The organism is Methylobacterium organophilum, from assembly GCF_022179465.1.
In the GTDB taxonomy this organism is placed as follows: Bacteria; Pseudomonadota; Alphaproteobacteria; order Rhizobiales; family Beijerinckiaceae; genus Methylobacterium; species Methylobacterium organophilum.
The window spans coordinates 72844-87834 of sequence record NZ_BPQV01000003.1 but is presented as its reverse complement, the minus strand read 5'-3'; the positions used below and the strand labels follow the sequence as shown (position 1 = coordinate 87834).

The 14991-nt window shown below is 71.3% G+C and carries 13 protein-coding genes; 11 read left to right on the top strand and 2 right to left on the bottom strand.

Features of this window, described 5'->3' with window-relative positions:
* The first annotated feature begins 11 nt into the window (after nucleotides 1–11).
* Together murD and MFF21_RS05920 are read left to right on the top strand one after the other, a co-directional pair.
* Complete coding sequence (gene murD, locus MFF21_RS05925) at nucleotides 12–1376, top strand: UDP-N-acetylmuramoyl-L-alanine--D-glutamate ligase (RefSeq protein ID WP_238310297.1); 1365 nt, start codon at nucleotides 12–14, stop codon at nucleotides 1374–1376.
* 95 nt (nucleotides 1377–1471) lie between these two features.
* Entirely contained in the window at nucleotides 1472–1960 is a 489-nt protein-coding gene (locus MFF21_RS05920; RefSeq protein WP_238310296.1) for a hypothetical protein, read from the top strand.
* A 13-nt stretch (nucleotides 1961–1973) separates the two neighbouring features.
* Here the strand turns inward: MFF21_RS05920 and MFF21_RS05915 are convergent, their stop codons facing one another.
* Both MFF21_RS05915 and MFF21_RS05910 read right to left on the bottom strand, forming a co-directional pair.
* Complete coding sequence (locus tag MFF21_RS05915; RefSeq protein WP_238310295.1) at nucleotides 1974–2867, bottom strand: SDR family oxidoreductase; 894 nt, start codon at nucleotides 2865–2867, stop codon at nucleotides 1974–1976.
* 234 nt (nucleotides 2868–3101) lie between these two features.
* A complete protein-coding gene (locus MFF21_RS05910) occupies nucleotides 3102–4211 on the bottom strand; it encodes a methyl-accepting chemotaxis protein (RefSeq protein ID WP_238310294.1) in 1110 nt (369 codons plus the stop codon).
* Between the two features lie 306 nt (nucleotides 4212–4517).
* Between MFF21_RS05910 and MFF21_RS05905 the strand changes: the two genes are divergently transcribed.
* From MFF21_RS05905 to ftsZ, 9 genes are all read left to right on the top strand, one after another.
* Nucleotides 4518–5684: an FtsW/RodA/SpoVE family cell cycle protein gene (locus tag MFF21_RS05905; RefSeq protein WP_238310293.1), complete on the top strand. Its 1167-nt coding sequence runs from the start codon at nucleotides 4518–4520 to the stop codon at nucleotides 5682–5684.
* The gene (murG, locus tag MFF21_RS05900; protein WP_238310292.1) at nucleotides 5681–6790 is read left to right on the top strand and encodes an undecaprenyldiphospho-muramoylpentapeptide beta-N-acetylglucosaminyltransferase; all 1110 of its coding nucleotides are present in this window, start codon (nucleotides 5681–5683) and stop codon (nucleotides 6788–6790) included. Before MFF21_RS05905 ends, murG begins: the two co-directional genes overlap by 4 nt.
* Before the next feature lie 57 nt (nucleotides 6791–6847).
* Nucleotides 6848–8254 (top strand): UDP-N-acetylmuramate--L-alanine ligase, encoded by a 1407-nt coding sequence (gene murC, locus MFF21_RS05895; RefSeq protein WP_238310291.1) that lies wholly within the window; start codon nucleotides 6848–6850, stop codon nucleotides 8252–8254.
* Between the two features lie 4 nt (nucleotides 8255–8258).
* A complete protein-coding gene (locus tag MFF21_RS24045) occupies nucleotides 8259–8798 on the top strand; it encodes an endonuclease domain-containing protein (protein WP_308445653.1) in 540 nt (179 codons plus the stop codon).
* Nucleotides 8795–9718: a UDP-N-acetylmuramate dehydrogenase gene (gene murB, locus MFF21_RS05885; protein WP_238310290.1), complete on the top strand. Its 924-nt coding sequence runs from the start codon at nucleotides 8795–8797 to the stop codon at nucleotides 9716–9718. The genes MFF21_RS24045 and murB overlap by 4 nt, the downstream gene beginning before the upstream one ends.
* Before the next feature lie 43 nt (nucleotides 9719–9761).
* Entirely contained in the window at nucleotides 9762–10685 is a 924-nt protein-coding gene (locus tag MFF21_RS05880; protein WP_238310289.1) for a D-alanine--D-alanine ligase, read from the top strand.
* Nucleotides 10652–11587: a cell division protein FtsQ/DivIB gene (locus tag MFF21_RS05875; protein ID WP_238310288.1), complete on the top strand. Its 936-nt coding sequence runs from the start codon at nucleotides 10652–10654 to the stop codon at nucleotides 11585–11587. The genes MFF21_RS05880 and MFF21_RS05875 overlap by 34 nt, the downstream gene beginning before the upstream one ends.
* 59 nt (nucleotides 11588–11646) lie before the next feature.
* Nucleotides 11647–12969 (top strand): cell division protein FtsA, encoded by a 1323-nt coding sequence (ftsA, locus tag MFF21_RS05870; RefSeq protein WP_238310287.1) that lies wholly within the window; start codon nucleotides 11647–11649, stop codon nucleotides 12967–12969.
* A gap of 77 nt (nucleotides 12970–13046) precedes the next feature.
* A complete protein-coding gene (gene ftsZ, locus MFF21_RS05865; RefSeq protein WP_238310286.1) occupies nucleotides 13047–14762 on the top strand; it encodes a cell division protein FtsZ in 1716 nt (571 codons plus the stop codon).
* The last annotated feature ends 229 nt before the right edge of the window (nucleotides 14763–14991 follow it).

The following is a 14991-nucleotide window of genomic DNA, read 5'->3' as shown; positions in this document are numbered from 1 at the left end:
GCGAACCGCCCATGACCCCAGCCACCACCTTCGCCGGACGAAAGGTCGCCCTGTTCGGCCTCGGCGGTTCCGGGCTCGCCACCGTCCGCGCGCTGCTGGCGGGGGGCGCCGACGTGCTCGCCTGGGACGACAGCCCGGAGAGCCAGGCCCGGGCGCGGGGGGAGGGCGTCACCGTCTCCGACCTGCGCGAGGCGGACTGGTCGGGTTTCGCCGCGCTGGTGCTCGCCCCCGGCGTGCCGCTGACCCACCCGGAGCCGCACTGGACCGTGGGGCTCGCCACGGCGGCGGGCATCCCGATCATCGGCGACATCGAGATCTTCTGCCGCGAGCGGGCGGCCGCGGCTTCGAAGGCGCCCTTCGTCGCCATTACCGGAACCAACGGGAAGTCCACCACCACGGCCCTGATCGCGCATATCCTCCGCGAAGCCGGCCGCGACGTGCAGATGGGCGGCAATATCGGCACCGCCATCCTCTCCCTGGAGCCGCCCGCCGAATCCCGCGTCCACGTGATCGAGCTGTCGACCTTCCAGATCGACCTGACGCCCTCCCTCGCCCCGAGCGTCGGCATCCTGCTCAACCTGACGCCGGACCATCTCGACCGGCACGGCACGATGGAGAACTACGCCGCGATCAAGGAGCGGGTGGTGGCCCGCGCCGACCTCGCCGTGGTGGGCGTGGACGACGCCTATTGCGCGGCCATCGCCGGACGCCGGGGCGCGCCGCGCCTGCGGGTGCATGTCGAGGGCCATGGCAGCGCCGAGGGCGACCTGATCGCCCGCGACGGCCGGGTCTTCGACCGGGACGGCCGCGTCCTGGCGGACGTGAACGGCATCGGCTCCCTGCGCGGCGCCCATAATTGGCAGAACGCCGCCATGGCGGTGGCCGTGGCGCAGGCGCTCGGCATCGAGGGCGAGATCCTGGCCGCCGCCCTGACAAGCTTCCCCGGCCTCGCCCATCGCATGGAGCAGGTCGGCCGGCGCGGGAAGGTGCTGTTCGTCAACGATTCCAAGGCGACCAACGCCGATTCCACCGAGAAGGCGCTGCTCGCCTTCCGCGACGTGCACTGGATCGTCGGCGGCAAGGCCAAGGAGGGCGGGATCGCGCCCCTGGCCCCGCTCTTCGACCGGGTCGCCCATGCCTACCTGATCGGCGCCTCGAGCGACGCCTTCGCGCAGACCCTGGAGGGCCGGGTGCCCTATACCCGCTGCGACACCCTCGAGGTGGCGACCGCCAAGGCGGCCGAGGCGGCGGCCGCTTCGCCCGCGGCCGAACCGGTGGTGCTGCTCTCCCCGGCCTGCGCCTCCTACGACCAGTTCCGCAACTTCGAGATCCGCGGCGACCGCTTCCGGGAACTGGTGAAGGCGCGGCCGGACTAAGTCGAGACCCGTTCCCGCGGCCGAACGACTGCTATCGCCCCTGCCGGAAGCACAGTAGAGTTCCGGCATATCGGCCGAAGGGCAGTCGAGACACCGTGCGACGCCTGCTGAAATTCCTCCACACGATGGGGGCGATCGGGCTGACGGGGGCGATGGCCTGCCTGCTGGTGATGCTCGCCCGCGCGCCCGCCCCGAGCGCGCTCTCCGAATATGCGGCGATGCGCGGCGCCATGGGCGCGGTGGCCACCTGGATCTTCTTCCCCTCCCTCGGGCTCACCCTGATCGCCGGGCTTTTGGGAATCGCGATCACCCGCGCCTACCACAATGCCGGCTGGGCCTGGCTGAAGGCCGCCACCGGCATCCTGGTCTTCGAGAGCGGCTTCGTCGGCGTGCTCGGGCCGATGCAGCACGAGGCCGAGCGCAGCGCCCTGGCGCTGGCGGGCCGGATCGACCCCGCCACCCTCGGCCTGACCCTCGGCCCCGAGCGCAACACCCTCTGGGTGCTGCTCGCCATCGCCGCCGCGAACGTCGCCCTCGGCATCTGGCGCCCGCGGCTGCGGCGTCGCCCGCTGCCCTCCGCCTGAGCGCCGGCGCGGATCAGCCGAACCGACCGGCGTGACGGCGGGCCCAGTCCTGGATCGCGGTGGGCGCGAAGCCGGGGAGGTCGGGCGAGGGTCGATGCGGCGCGGCCAGGATCCTGTCCGCGTCCTCCGGATGATCGGCGAGGTAGCGGAACTTCGACGCGACGCGGCGGCCCATCCCGGCGCCCATCGCCGCATCGATCTCCCGCTCGAAATCCGGGATCGGCTGTGCCCGATAGGCGATGGTCCGGCCCCACCCCGCCGAGAGACGCGCCGCGAGTTCGTCCCCGGTGACGCTCTCCGGGCCGGCGATCCGATGGTCCCCGCCGTAGCGCCCCTGCTCGATCAGCAGGATGCTGGCCCGCGCGCAATCGTCGGCACAGGTCCAGGCGATCCGCTGCCCGGCCGCGATCGGCGGCGCGAAGAGGCCCTTCGCGACGATCTCGGCCCGGGCGGAGGGCTTGAGCAGGTTGTCGAGATAGAGCGTGGGCCGCACCCGGGCGAAGGGGATGCCGGAATCGTGCAGGCGCCGCTCGAGGGCGGCATTGGCGACGAAGCTCGGCTCGTCGCAGGGCGCGCTGCGGCTCGCGCTGGCGAGCTTGAGGACGATCGAGCGGATGTGGCTCCGTTCGGCGGCCCGCAGGACGTTCCCGACCTGCCGCTCCATCGTCGCCTGCGCCCCGGTCGGCACCTGCAGCACGAGATGGGCGACGCCGTTCATCGCCGCCGCGAGGCTGGCGGGATCGTCGAGATCGCCCTGGACGAGATCGGAGGCGGGCAGGGCCACGGCGGCGCGGGGGTCGCGCACCAGGGCGCGCACGGGATGGCCCCGGTCGCGGGCAGCCCGGACCACGGCGCTTCCCTGGACGCCGTTGGCGAGAAAAACGAGAATCGATCCTGAAACGGACAAGGTTAGCTCCTTCGTCGGTCCGACCGAGGGAGCATCGCGTCGATGGCAGCCCGGACAGACCCGATGGCGCCGGAGGCGCCGGGACTGTCGGGGGTTCGCGGCCGGGGCCGGAACAGAGCTTCCGAAGGGGAAGGGCTTGGGCCTACCCAGACCAAGCCAGCCATTTTCGACGGGCCGATCGTCCGGCAGGCCGCGGGACCTGTCAAGCCGATGCGGCCCGGTCGGGCCGGTTTCCTACCGCGCCAGCACCTGCGCCGCCTCCCGGGTCGTCTCCACCGCGCCGGAGACCTGGGCGATGGCGGCGGAGATGGCGGTGATGTTGTCGGAGATGGCGCCGACCGCCCGGGCGGCCTCCTGCATGTTCACCGACATGTCGCGGGTCACCGCGCTCTGCTCCTCCACCGCCGTGGCGGTGGCGACGACGTGGCTGCGCATCGTGTCGACCGATCCGCTGATCGAGGCGAGGGCCGCGACCACCTCGGTGGAGATCGCCTGGACGCCGCCGATCTCGGTGTTGATCTGGCCCGTCGCCCGCGCCGCCTGGCTGGCGAGGTTCTTCACCTCCTGCGCCACCACGGCGAAGCCCCGGCCGGCCTCCCCCGCGCGGGCCGCCTCGATCGTGGCGTTGAGGGCGAGCAGGTTGATCTGCGCCGCGATGTTCTGGATGAGCCCGACGATGCCGGTCATGGCGCTGGCCGCGTCGGCGAGGCGCTTCGTGCGCTCTCCGGCGTCGCGAACGCGCTCGAAGGCGCTGTCGGTGGCCGCCTGCGACATCGCCATGCTCTGCGAGACCTCGGCCACCGAGGCGGCGAGCTCTTCCGAGGCGGCGGCCATGGTCTGCACGCTGCCCGCGGTGAGCCGGGCGGCATCGAGGGCGGAGCCGGATTCCTGCCGGGAGCGGCCGACCGCCTGGTCGATCTCGCCGAAGTTCCGGTCGATCATCGCCCGCAGCTGGGTGAGGAGCTCCGCCTGCCGGGTCACGTCCGTGGCGAACTTGACGATCTTGTAGGGCTTGCCCGCCTTGTCGAGCATCGGGTTGTAGGAGGCCTCGATCCAGATCTCGCGACCGCCCTTGCCGACGCGCTTGTACTGCGCCGCCTGGAACTCTCCCGCGCGCAGCCGATCCCAGAAATTGCGATACTCGAAGGATTCGCGGGTGGCGGGCTCGACGAACAGGCTATGATGCCGGCCCTTGATCTCGGGCAGCGTGTATCCGACCGCGTTGAGGAAGTTCTCGTTCGCCTCGAGGATCGTGCCCGAGAGGTCGAATTCGATCACGGCCTGTACGCGGTCGAGCGCGGCGAGCTTGGCCTGGATTTCGGAAGTGCTGTTCCGTGCGAACATCGTCTCTCAGGGCTCCGTCCGGGAGATGACGTCGATCCGGTAACCGGATCTGCCCGTTTTCGATCGGCGTCGTCTCGATCGCCACAGCGCGATTGCGCAACTTTGGCGTGTTATATTTCTGACGACACACGTTAATGAATGGCTTAAACGGTGCATTCTGGATACGGCTTTTCCGAATGCCCGCGGAAACGACCTTTCCGGCAAGAAGCCGCTAACCCTAAGGCGGTGTTAACCAATCGCTCCGAGAATCCCGGCCGGCCGCGGTCCGTCCCGCCTCCGCGGCCTGTCCGGAGGTCGGTTCACCCCATGATGTCGCGCGCGGAACGCACCCCCCTGACCGACTGGTGGTGGACGATCGATCGCGGCCTGCTGGCGGCGCTCGGTTGCCTGATGGTGGCCGGCCTCGTCTTCCTGATGGGCGGCGGCCCGCCGGTGGCGGAGCGGATCGGCCTGCCGACCTTCTACTTCCTCAACCGTCAGGCGATGTATCTCGTCCCGACGATACTGCTCATCATCGCCGTCTCCTTCCTGTCGGTGCGCCACATCCGCCGCTTCGCCCTCGTCACCTGGATGAGCGGCGTCGTGCTCTGCATCCTGGCCGGCAAGTTCGGCCCGGAGATCAAGGGCGCCCATCGCTGGATCCAGTTCGGCTCCTTCGGCCTGCAGCCCTCGGAATTCGTGAAGCCGGCCTTCGTGGTGGTGGCGGCCTGGGCCTTCTCGGAGGGGGCGCAGCGCCGGGACATGCCGGGCGGCCTGCTGGCCCTCGCCCTCCTGCCCGTCACCATCGTGCCCCTGATCCTGCAGCCGGATTTCGGGCAGACGATGCTCATCACCATCGTCTGGTGCACCCTGTTCTTCGTGGCCGGGCTGCACTGGTTTTGGGTCGCGGGCCTGGGCGCCGGCGGTCTCCTCGGGGTGTTTGCCGCCTACACCTTCCTGCACCACGTCCGCGAGCGCATCACCCGCTTCCTCGACAAGGATTCCGGCGACAGCTTCCAGGAATTCTGGTCGCGGGAATCCTTCAATTCCGGCGGCTGGCTCGGCACCGGCCCGGGGGAGGGCATCGCCAAGCGCCACCTGCCCGACGCGCATACCGACTTCATCTTCTCCGTGACCGGCGAGGAATTCGGCGTGCTGGTCTGCCTGGGCCTCGTCGCCCTCTTCGCCTACATCGTCATGCGCGGGCTCAAGCTCGCGCGGCGCACCGACGACACCTTCACGAGGCTCGCCATCACCGGTCTGACCACCCTCTTCGGCCTGCAGGCCTGTATCAACATGGCGGTGAACACGCAGCTGATGCCCGCCAAGGGCATGACCCTGCCCTTCGTCTCCTATGGCGGCTCCTCGCTGATCTCGCTGGCGCTCGGCATGGGCTTCCTCGTGGCGCTCACCCGCAAGCGGCCGCGCACCACGACGCTCAGCCAGCGCCCGCCGGGCACCGTGCCCTCCGCCGTGCCGGGGCTGATGCAGTGACGGTCTTCACCCCCCTCGTCCTGGTCTGCGCGGGCGGCACCGGCGGTCACCTGTTCCCCGCCGAGAGCCTCGCCCACGCCCTGCGCGCCCGCGGCATCCGGGTGGCGCTCGCCACCGACGCCCGCGTCGATTCCATCGCCGGCGACTTCCCGGCGGAGGAGATCGTCACCATCACCTCGGCGACGCCCTCGGGCCGCTCGCCCCTGCGCCGGGCCGGGGCCATGCTCAGCCTGGGCCGCGGCTTCGGCCAGGCGGCCCGGGCCGTGAAGCGGCTGAACCCGGCCGCGGTGGTCGGCTTCGGCGGCTACCCGACCGTGCCGCCCCTGCTCGCCGCCCAGCTCCTCAAGGTGCCGACCCTCCTGCACGAGCAGAACGCGGTGATGGGGCGGGCCAATGCCTTCCTCGCCCGCGGGGCCCGCACCATCGCCACCGGCTTCCGCGAGGTGCGGGGCATCCCGCCCCGGGCCACGGCGCGCCGGGTCCATACCGGCAATCCGATCCGCCCCGCGGTGCTCGCGGTGGCCGACGCGCCCTATCCGGCGCTCGCGGCCGGCGGCCCGCTGCATCTCCTCGTCTTCGGCGGCAGCCAGGGCGCCCGGGTGATGAGCGACGTGGTGCCCCCCGCGATCGAGGCGCTGCCCGCGGAACTGCGCAGCCGGCTCCACCTCGTGCAGCAGGCCCGCCCCGAGGATCTGACCGCGGTGCAGAACCGCTATCTCGCCCTCGGTCTCGCCGGCATCGAGGCCGCGCCCTTCTTCCGCGACCTGCCCGGGCGCATGGCGAAGAGCCATCTCGTGGTCGCCCGCTCCGGCGCCTCCACGGTCTCGGAGCTCGCCGCCATCGGCCGGCCCTCCCTGCTGGTGCCGCTGCCCGGCGCCCTCGACCAGGACCAGGCCGCCAACGCGGAGACGCTTTCGGCCATCGGCGCGGCGCTCGCCATCCCGCAGAGCGCCTTCACCCCGAGACGCCTGACCGCGGAGCTGGTCGACCTGTTCGGGAACCCGCAGAAATTGACCGCGGCGGCCGCTGCGGCCAAAACCGCCGGCATCCTCGACGCCGCCGAGCGTCTCGCCACGGTCGTCGTCGAGACGGCGGCCGCCACCTGACTCCGTGACGCCGGGCCGGCCCCGAGGCCGCCCGCGACCATCGCCCGAGACAAAGCAATGAAGCTGCCCGACAAGCTCGGCCCCATCCACTTCATCGGCATCGGCGGCATCGGCATGTCCGGCATCGCCGAGGTGATGCACAATCTCGGCTACACGGTTCAGGGCTCCGACGCCTCGGACAACGCCAATGTCCGCCGCCTCGCCGAGAAGGGCATCCGCACCTTCGTCGGGCATGCCGCGCCGAACGTCGAGGAGGCCGCCCTGGTGGTGGTCTCGACCGCGATCCGCCGCGACAACCCGGAACTCGAAGCCGCCCGCGAGCGCCGGCTGCCGGTGGTGCGCCGCGCCGAGATGCTCGCTGAGCTGATGCGCTTCAAATCCTGCGTCGCGGTGGCCGGCACCCACGGCAAGACCACGACGACCTCGCTGGTCGCGACGCTGCTCCTGGCGGGCGGCCTCGACCCGACCGTGATCAACGGCGGCATCATCAACGCCTTCGGCACCAATGCCCGCATGGGCGACGGCGACTGGATGGTGGTGGAGGCCGACGAATCCGACGGCACCTTCCTGAAGCTGCCGGCGGACGTCGCCATCGTCACCAACATCGACCCCGAGCATCTCGACCATTTCGGCTCGTTCGACGCGATCAAGGACGCCTTCCGGCGCTTCATCGACAACATCCCGTTCTACGGCTTCGCGGTGATGTGCATCGACCACCCGGCGGTGCAGGACCTCGTCGGCCGCATCGAGGACCGGCGCATCATCACCTACGGCGAGAACCCCCAGGCCGACGTGCGCCTGCTCGACGTGGACCTGCGCGGCGGTCAGAGCCGCTTCCGGGTGATGATCCGCGACCGCCGCCCGGGCTTCCGCCTGGAGATGGAGGATCTGGTGCTGCCGATGCCCGGCAAGCACAACGCGCTCAACGCCACCGCGGCGCTCGCCGTCGCCCACGAGCTCGGCGTCTCGCCGGACGCGATCCGCAAGGCGCTGGCCGGCTTCGGCGGCGTGAAGCGCCGCTTCACCCGCACCGGCGAGTGGAACGGCGCGGTGATCTTCGACGATTACGGCCATCACCCCGTCGAGATCGCCGCCGTGCTGCGCGCCGCCCGCGCCTCCACCGAGGGCCAGGTGATCGCCGTGGTGCAGCCGCACCGCTACTCGCGCCTGCACTCGCTGTTCGACGATTTCTGCACCTGCTTCAACGACGCTGACACGGTCATCGTCGCCCCCGTCTACGCGGCGGGCGAGGCGCCGATCCCCGGCATCGACCGCGACGGCCTCGTCTCGGGCCTGAAGTCCCGCGGCCACCGGGACGCCATCGCCCTGGAGAAGCCGGAAGACCTCGCCGGCCTCGTCGCCGCCCATGCCCGGCCGGGCGACTACGTCGTCTGCCTCGGCGCCGGCACGATCACCCAATGGGCCTACGCGCTGCCGGGGGAATTGGCGGCGCTGAAGGGGTGAGGGGATGCGTGCGGGCGAGCCGGAACGCACCCGGTTTCGGCGGTATCTCCGCTCGGCGCAGACCGAGGCCGAGCGCCGGCTCTGGTACCGTCTGCGCGACCGGCGCCTTGCTGGGTTCAAGTTCGTGCGTCAGGAAACGATCGGACGCTACGTGGCAGACTTCTGCTGTCGCGACGCCAAGCTGATTGTCGAGGTCGATGGCAGCCAGCATGCCGAGAGCGAACACGACCGCCTCCGGGATGCGTGGCTAGCGGCGCAGGGCTACCGTGTCCTGCGCTTCTGGAACGCGGAGATCGCCAACAACGTCGTCGGTGTCCTAGACACCATCCTTGCCGCGCTTCCCCCCTCTCCCCGCAAGCGGGGAGAGGGTCGCGACGACCCCGTCGTCGGCGCGACAAGCCCGAAGGGCGAAGGTGAGGGGGCGGCTCCGGAAGAGCCTTTGCCGGAGCCGCCCCCTCACCCTCGGCTGCCGCCTCGCTTCGGCGACGACAAGGTCGCCGAAGCCCTCTCCCCGCAAGCGGGGAGAGGGGAGATCACGTCATGACCAATCCTCTCTACGAATCGATCCGCGCCGCCGCGCCCCATCTCCGCGGGCGGCTTTTGGCCGATCAGCCCTTGTCGGAGCTGACCTGGTTCCGGGTCGGCGGGCCGGCGCAGGTGCTGTTCTCGCCGGCCGACGAGGAGGACTTGGCCGCGCTCCTCGCCGCCCTCGACCCGGCCGTGCCGGTCACGGTGATCGGGCTCGGCTCGAACCTGATCGTGCGCGACGGCGGCATCCCCGGCGTCACCATCCGGCTCGGCGGCAAGGCCTTCGGTTCAGTCGCGGTCGACGGCGACACCATGCGGGCGGGCACGGCCGTGCCGGACATGCGGCTCGCCAAGGCCGCGGCGGAGGCCGCCCTCGACGGGCTCGCCTTCTACCGGGGCATCCCCGGCTCCATCGGCGGGGCCCTGCGCATGAATGCCGGCGCCCATGGCGGCGAGACCACCGACGTGCTGATCGAGGCCCGCGGCATCGACCGCAGGGGCGAGCTCCGCCACTTCAGCCATGCCGAGATGGGCTTCACCTACCGCCATTCCGCGGCGCCCGAGGACGTGATCTTCACGAGCGCCCTGTTCCGCGGCAGGCCGGGCGACCGGGCCGAGATCGAGGCCGAGATGGAGCGGGTCACCGCCGCCCGGGAGGCCGCTCAGCCGATCCGCGAGCGCACCGGCGGCTCCACCTTCAAGAATCCCGAGGGCGGCAAGGCCTGGCAGCTCATCGACGCCGCCGGGTGCCGCGGCCTCGCCGTGGGCGGGGCGCAGGTCTCGGAGATGCACTGCAACTTCCTGATCAATCGCGGCGGCGCCACCGCGGCCGAGATCGAGGCCCTGGGCGAGGAGGTCCGCCGCCGGGTGCGGGAGACCTCCGGCGTCGAGCTGCACTGGGAGATCAAGCGGATCGGCGTGGCGGCGGCCGCCTGACGATCCGCCCCGAGACGAACGAAGCGCCTGCGGAGAAACCTCCATGTCCAAGCATGTCGCCGTCCTGATGGGCGGCTGGTCCTCGGAGCGCGAGATCTCGCTCCGTTCCGGCACCGCCTGCGCCCGCGCCCTGGAAGGGGAGGGCTACCGCGTCACCCCCGTCGATGTGGGGCCGGACATCGCCACCGTGCTGACCGCCCTGAAGCCCGACGTCGCCCTCAACGCGCTGCACGGCCCGGCGGGCGAGGACGGCACCATCCAGGGCCTCCTGGAGATCCTGAAGATCCCCTACACCCATTCCGGCGTGCTCGCCTCGGCCCTGGCCATGCACAAGGAGCGTGCCAAAACGGTCATGAAAGCGGCCGGCGTCGCCGTGCCGGAGGGCCGCGTCGTTAACCGTCATGATGCGGCGAAGTCACACCCGTTAACTCCTCCCTACGTGGTCAAGCCGATCGCGGAGGGGTCCTCCATGGGCGTGATCATCGTGCGCGAGGAGCGCTCGCATCCGCCCCAGATCCTGAGCTCGGACGAATGGGTCTACGGGGAGGAAGTCCTTGTGGAAACTTATGTTGCCGGCCGCGAGCTGACCTGCGCGGTGCTGGGCGACCGGGCCCTCGGGGTGATCGAGATCAAGCCCGCCTCGGGGGAGTGGTACGACTTCGACGCGAAGTACGCCGAAGGGGGGTCGATCCACGTCCTGCCCGCCGATCTTAAACCAAATGTTTACCAGCGTGTCCAAGAGTTGTCGTTAACGGCGCATCAAGCACTGGGCTGCCGCGGGGTCAGCCGTGCCGACCTTCGTTACGACGACACGCCCGGAGGCACGGGCGCCCTCGTCGTTCTGGAGGTCAACACGCAACCCGGCATGACCCAGACGAGCCTTGTGCCGGAAATTGCTGCCCACGCTGGCCTGAGTTTCGGTGAGCTCGTCCGATGGATGGTGGAGGACGCTTCTCTGAGTCGCTGAACGCCCCGGCTGCGTCCGGGCGCGCGCGTCTCACCCGCCTGCGGCTCCCGCGCGTCCTGCGCCGGTTCACCGCGGCGCGTCGCCTGCGCCCCGCCGTGCCGATCGAGGCGCGCGTGCCGCGCCATCTCGGCACGCCCCTGCTGGCCGGCACCCTCGCCGTCGTCGCCCTGTCGGGATTCGTCGCGAGCGGGCGCTACGACGCCTTCGTCGCCGAGAACGGCCGGCCCCTCGACGTCCTGGCCCGGATCGCCGGCTTCGGCGTCGAGAAGGTGACCATTTCCGGCATCTCGCGGATGTACGAGCGCGAGGTGCTGCACGCCGCCGGCATCGACTGGCGCACCTCCGTGCCCCTCCTCGACGTCGAGGCCGCCCGCCAGCGCCTCCTCGCCGAGCCGCTGATCGCCAGCGCCTCCGTGCGCAAGGTCTATCCCAACGAGATCGTCATCACCCAGGTCGAGCGGGAGCCCGCCGCCCTGTGGCAGCGCAACGGCGAGATCCAGGTGATCGCCGCCGACGGCACCGTGATCGACGAGATGCGCGACGACCGCTACGCGAGCCTGCCGCTCGTCGTGGGCGAGAACGCCAATGTCCACCTCAAGGAATACCTGTCGCTGATCGAGGCGGCGGGTCCCCTGGGCGAGCGCGTGAAGGCCGGCACCTACGTGTCCGGCCGGCGCTGGACCCTGAAGCTCGACGGCGTCGACATCCGCCTGCCGGAGGACGATCCCGTCGGGGCGCTCGGCCGCCTCGCCGATCTCGAGCGCAAGAACCGCCTGCTCGAGAAGGACATCATCGCGGTGGACCTGCGCATGCCGGACCGCGTCGTCGTCCGCTTGACCGAGGAGGCCGCCGCCGCCCGGGCGGAGAGCCAGAAGAAGACCAAGAAGGGCACCGCGACATGAGCCGCGACGCCCGCCACGCCCTCTCCCCGGTTCCCGCGTTCCTCGCCCGGTAGCGTCCGATGTTGTCCCATTCCGGCCTCACGCCGCGTCTGAAACCCCTCTCCGCCCGTCGGAGCGCGACGCTGTCGGTCCTCGACATCGGCACGAGCAAGATCGTGTGCCTGATCGCCGAGCTGCAGCCGGCCGAGCAGCTCTCGACCCTGCGTGGGCGCACCCATCTCGCCCGCATCATCGGCATCGGCCACCAGCGCTCGCTGGGCCTCAAGGGCGGCGCCATCGTCGACCTGGAGGCCGCCGAGGGCGCCATCCGCCAGGCGGTGCATGCCGCCGAGCGCATGGCCAAGGCCGAGGTCCAGTCGGTCATCGTCAACATGTCCGGGGGCCGGCTCGGCTCGCAGCATTTCGAGGCCCGCGTCGCCGTCCGCTCCGGCACGGTGACCGGCTCCGACGTGGAGCGGGTCCTCGAGACCGCGAGCGCCCACGGCGTCAGCCCCGGCCGGGCCGTTCTGCACGCCCTGCCCACCGGCTACGCCCTGGACGGTCAGGGCGCGGTCATCGACCCCTCGGGCATGATCGGCGACGCCCTGGGCGTCGACCTGCACGTCGTCACCGCCGAGGCCGCCGCCGCCCGCAACCTGATGCTCGCCGTCGAGCATTGCCATCTCGGCGTCGACGCCGTGATCGCCACCCCCTACGCCGCCGGCCTCTCGGCGCTCGTCGACGACGAGGCCGAGCTCGGCGTCGCCGTGGTCGACATGGGCGGCGGCACCACCAGCGTCGGCGTCTTCTCCGGCGGCCATCTCGTCCACACGGACGCGATCGCGGTCGGCGGCCATCACGTCACCATGGACATCGCCCGGGGCCTCTCGACCCGCGTCTCCGCGGCCGAGCGGCTGAAGACCCTCTACGGCTCGGCCATCGCCACGGCGTCCGACGAGCGCGACATGATCGCGGTCCACGGCGTCGGCGAGGACGAGAGCGACGCCCCGACCCACGTGCCGCGCTCGCACCTCGTGCGGATCATCAAGCCGCGGGTCGAGGAGGTGATCGAACTGGTGCGGGACCGCCTGCGCAATGCCGGCTTCGCCGGCCAGGCCGGGCGCCGGGTGGTGCTGACGGGGGGCGCGAGCCAGCTGGTCGGCCTGCCGGAGGTCGCCCGCCGGGTGCTCCAGGGCCAGGTCCGCATCGGCCGGCCGCTCGGCATCCGCGGCCTGCCGGAGGCGGCCAAGGGGCCGGCCTTCTCGGCCGCCGTCGGCCTGCTGATCTACCCGCAGGTCGCGCATGCGGAGCATTTCGAGCCGCGGGGGCACAGCGCCTTCGCCGGCACCGGAACCGACGGGTACTTCTCGCGGGTCGGACGCTGGATCCGCGAAAGCTTCTAGAGTTCTCGTATAAAAACAAAGAGTTAGGCGCCGCCGAGGGGCGCCGGTCGAAACAAGGTCACGAAAGGCTCGACACCATGGCCATCTCCCTGCAGGCGCCGGACATCCGGGAACTCAAGCCCCGCATCACCGTCTTCGGCGTCGGCGGCGCCGGAGGCAACGCGGTCAACAACATGATCGAATCCGGCCTGCTCGGCTGCGAATTCGTCGTGGCGAACACCGATGCCCAGGCGCTCACCTCCTCCAAGGCCGAGCGGGTCATCCAGATGGGTCTCAACGTCACCCAGGGCCTCGGCGCCGGCTCGCATCCGGAAGTCGGCTCGGCCGCGGCCGAGGAGGTGATCGACGAGATCCGCGATCAGCTCTCGGGCGCGCATATGTGCTTCATCACCGCCGGCATGGGCGGCGGCACCGGCACCGGCGCCGCCCCGGTCATCGCCCGGGCCGCCCGCGACATGGGCATCCTGACCGTGGGCGTGGTGACCAAGCCCTTCCAGTTCGAGGGCGTGCGCCGCATGCGCACGGCCGAGGCCGGCATCCAGGAGCTCCAGGCTGCCGTCGACACGCTGATCGTGATCCCGAACCAGAACCTGTTCCGGGTCGCCAACGAGAAGACCACCTTCGCCGACGCCTTCGCCATGGCCGACCAGGTGCTCTATTCGGGCGTCGCCTGCATCACCGACCTGATGGTGAAGGAGGGGCTCATCAACCTCGACTTCGCCGATGTCCGCGCGATCATGCGCGGCATGGGCAAGGCGATGATGGGCACCGGCGAGGCCTCCGGCGAGAAGCGCGCCAACCGCGCCGCGGAAGCCGCCATCGCCAACCCGCTCCTCGACGACGTCTCGATGAAGGGCGCCCGCGGCCTGCTGATCTCGATCACGGGCGGCGCCGACCTCACCCTCTACGAGCTCGACGAGGCCGCCACCCGCATCCGCGAGGAGGTCGATTCCGACGCCAACATCATCCTCGGCGCCACCTTCGACGAGAGCCTCGACGGCATCATCCGCGTGTCGGTGGTCGCCACGGGCATCGAGCCGGCGCTGATCTCGGCCCATTCGCCGAACAACCCGGCCGTGGTCGAGACCGAGCAGCGCATCGCCGAGGTGGCCGAGCGCCTGCGTGCCGAGGCCCGTGCCCGCGCCTCGACTTCGCAGCCGGCCCCGGTCGCCCGCCAGCCCGAGCCGCAGGCCGCCCCGGTCGCCCCGCGCTCGGTCCTGCCCGAGGCCGCCCCCGAGCCGGTCCGCGCCGAGGCTCCGGCTCCGGTGATGCGCGACGACGTGCTGCTGACCCAGGCCGCGCCCCGCGCCTCGATGCCCTACGAGCCCCAGCCCGTCGCCCCGGCCCCGGCGCCCGAGGCCGCTCCGGCCGCCGCCGGCCCCTACGTGCCGCCGCGTCCGCAGCTCGCCCGTCCGCCGCGCATGCCGCAGATCTCGGAGCTGCCGCCCCACACCCAGGCGCAGATCCGGGTGAGCCGGGGCGAGGAGCCGGCCGAGCAGGCCCAGGATTCCAAGCGCATGACGCTGCTGCGCCGCCTCGCCACGGTCGGCTTTGGCGGCCGCCGCGAGGAGGTCGAGGCGGCGCCGCTGCCGCCGATGCGCGCCCCGGCCGCCCCGCAGGCCGCCCATCCGGTCGCGCCGCCGGCGCCCCGCGCCGCCCCGAGCGTCCAGGCGCCCCAGTACCGCCCGGCCCAGGGCAACCTCGACGCCCAGGGCCGCGTCGCCCCGGCGCCGCGGATGATGGAGGACGACCACCTGGAGATCCCGGCCTTCCTGCGCCGCCAGGCGAACTGAGCCGGAGCCGGCCCTTCGGGACTTGTCCCGGCGGGCCGCCCCGCACCGATCGGCGAAGGCGCGCTGCGGGTTCCGCGGCGCGCCTTCGCGCGTGCGTCCGGCGCCGCCGGCCGGGGGTGTAGCGGCATTTATGCCACAGCGCCCGCGGCCGGAAAGGCGCTGTTAACCATTCGTTAATTGCTTGGGAAGTCACGGTTTTTTCTTAACTGTGTCGAAACCGTGGCTGTAA

Bases quoted from the DNA above. Each gene is read 5' to 3' on its own strand.
- MFF21_RS05910 (WP_238310294.1), bottom strand. From the start codon at position 4,211: ATGTTCGCACGGAACAGCACTTCCGAAATCCAGGCCAAGCTCGCCGCG.
- murB (WP_238310290.1), top strand. From the start codon at position 8,795: ATGACCAATCCTCTCTACGAATCGATCCGCGCCGCCGCGCCCCATCTC.
- MFF21_RS05905 (WP_238310293.1), top strand. From the start codon at position 4,518: ATGATGTCGCGCGCGGAACGCACCCCCCTGACCGACTGGTGGTGGACG.
- MFF21_RS05875 (WP_238310288.1), top strand. From the start codon at position 10,652: ATGGATGGTGGAGGACGCTTCTCTGAGTCGCTGAACGCCCCGGCTGCG.
- ftsZ (WP_238310286.1), top strand. From the start codon at position 13,047: ATGGCCATCTCCCTGCAGGCGCCGGACATCCGGGAACTCAAGCCCCGC.
- MFF21_RS05880 (WP_238310289.1), top strand. From the start codon at position 9,762: ATGTCCAAGCATGTCGCCGTCCTGATGGGCGGCTGGTCCTCGGAGCGC.
- ftsA (WP_238310287.1), top strand. From the start codon at position 11,647: ATGTTGTCCCATTCCGGCCTCACGCCGCGTCTGAAACCCCTCTCCGCC.
- murC (WP_238310291.1), top strand. From the start codon at position 6,848: ATGAAGCTGCCCGACAAGCTCGGCCCCATCCACTTCATCGGCATCGGC.
- MFF21_RS24045 (WP_308445653.1), top strand. From the start codon at position 8,259: ATGCGTGCGGGCGAGCCGGAACGCACCCGGTTTCGGCGGTATCTCCGC.
- murD (WP_238310297.1), top strand. From the start codon at position 12: ATGACCCCAGCCACCACCTTCGCCGGACGAAAGGTCGCCCTGTTCGGC.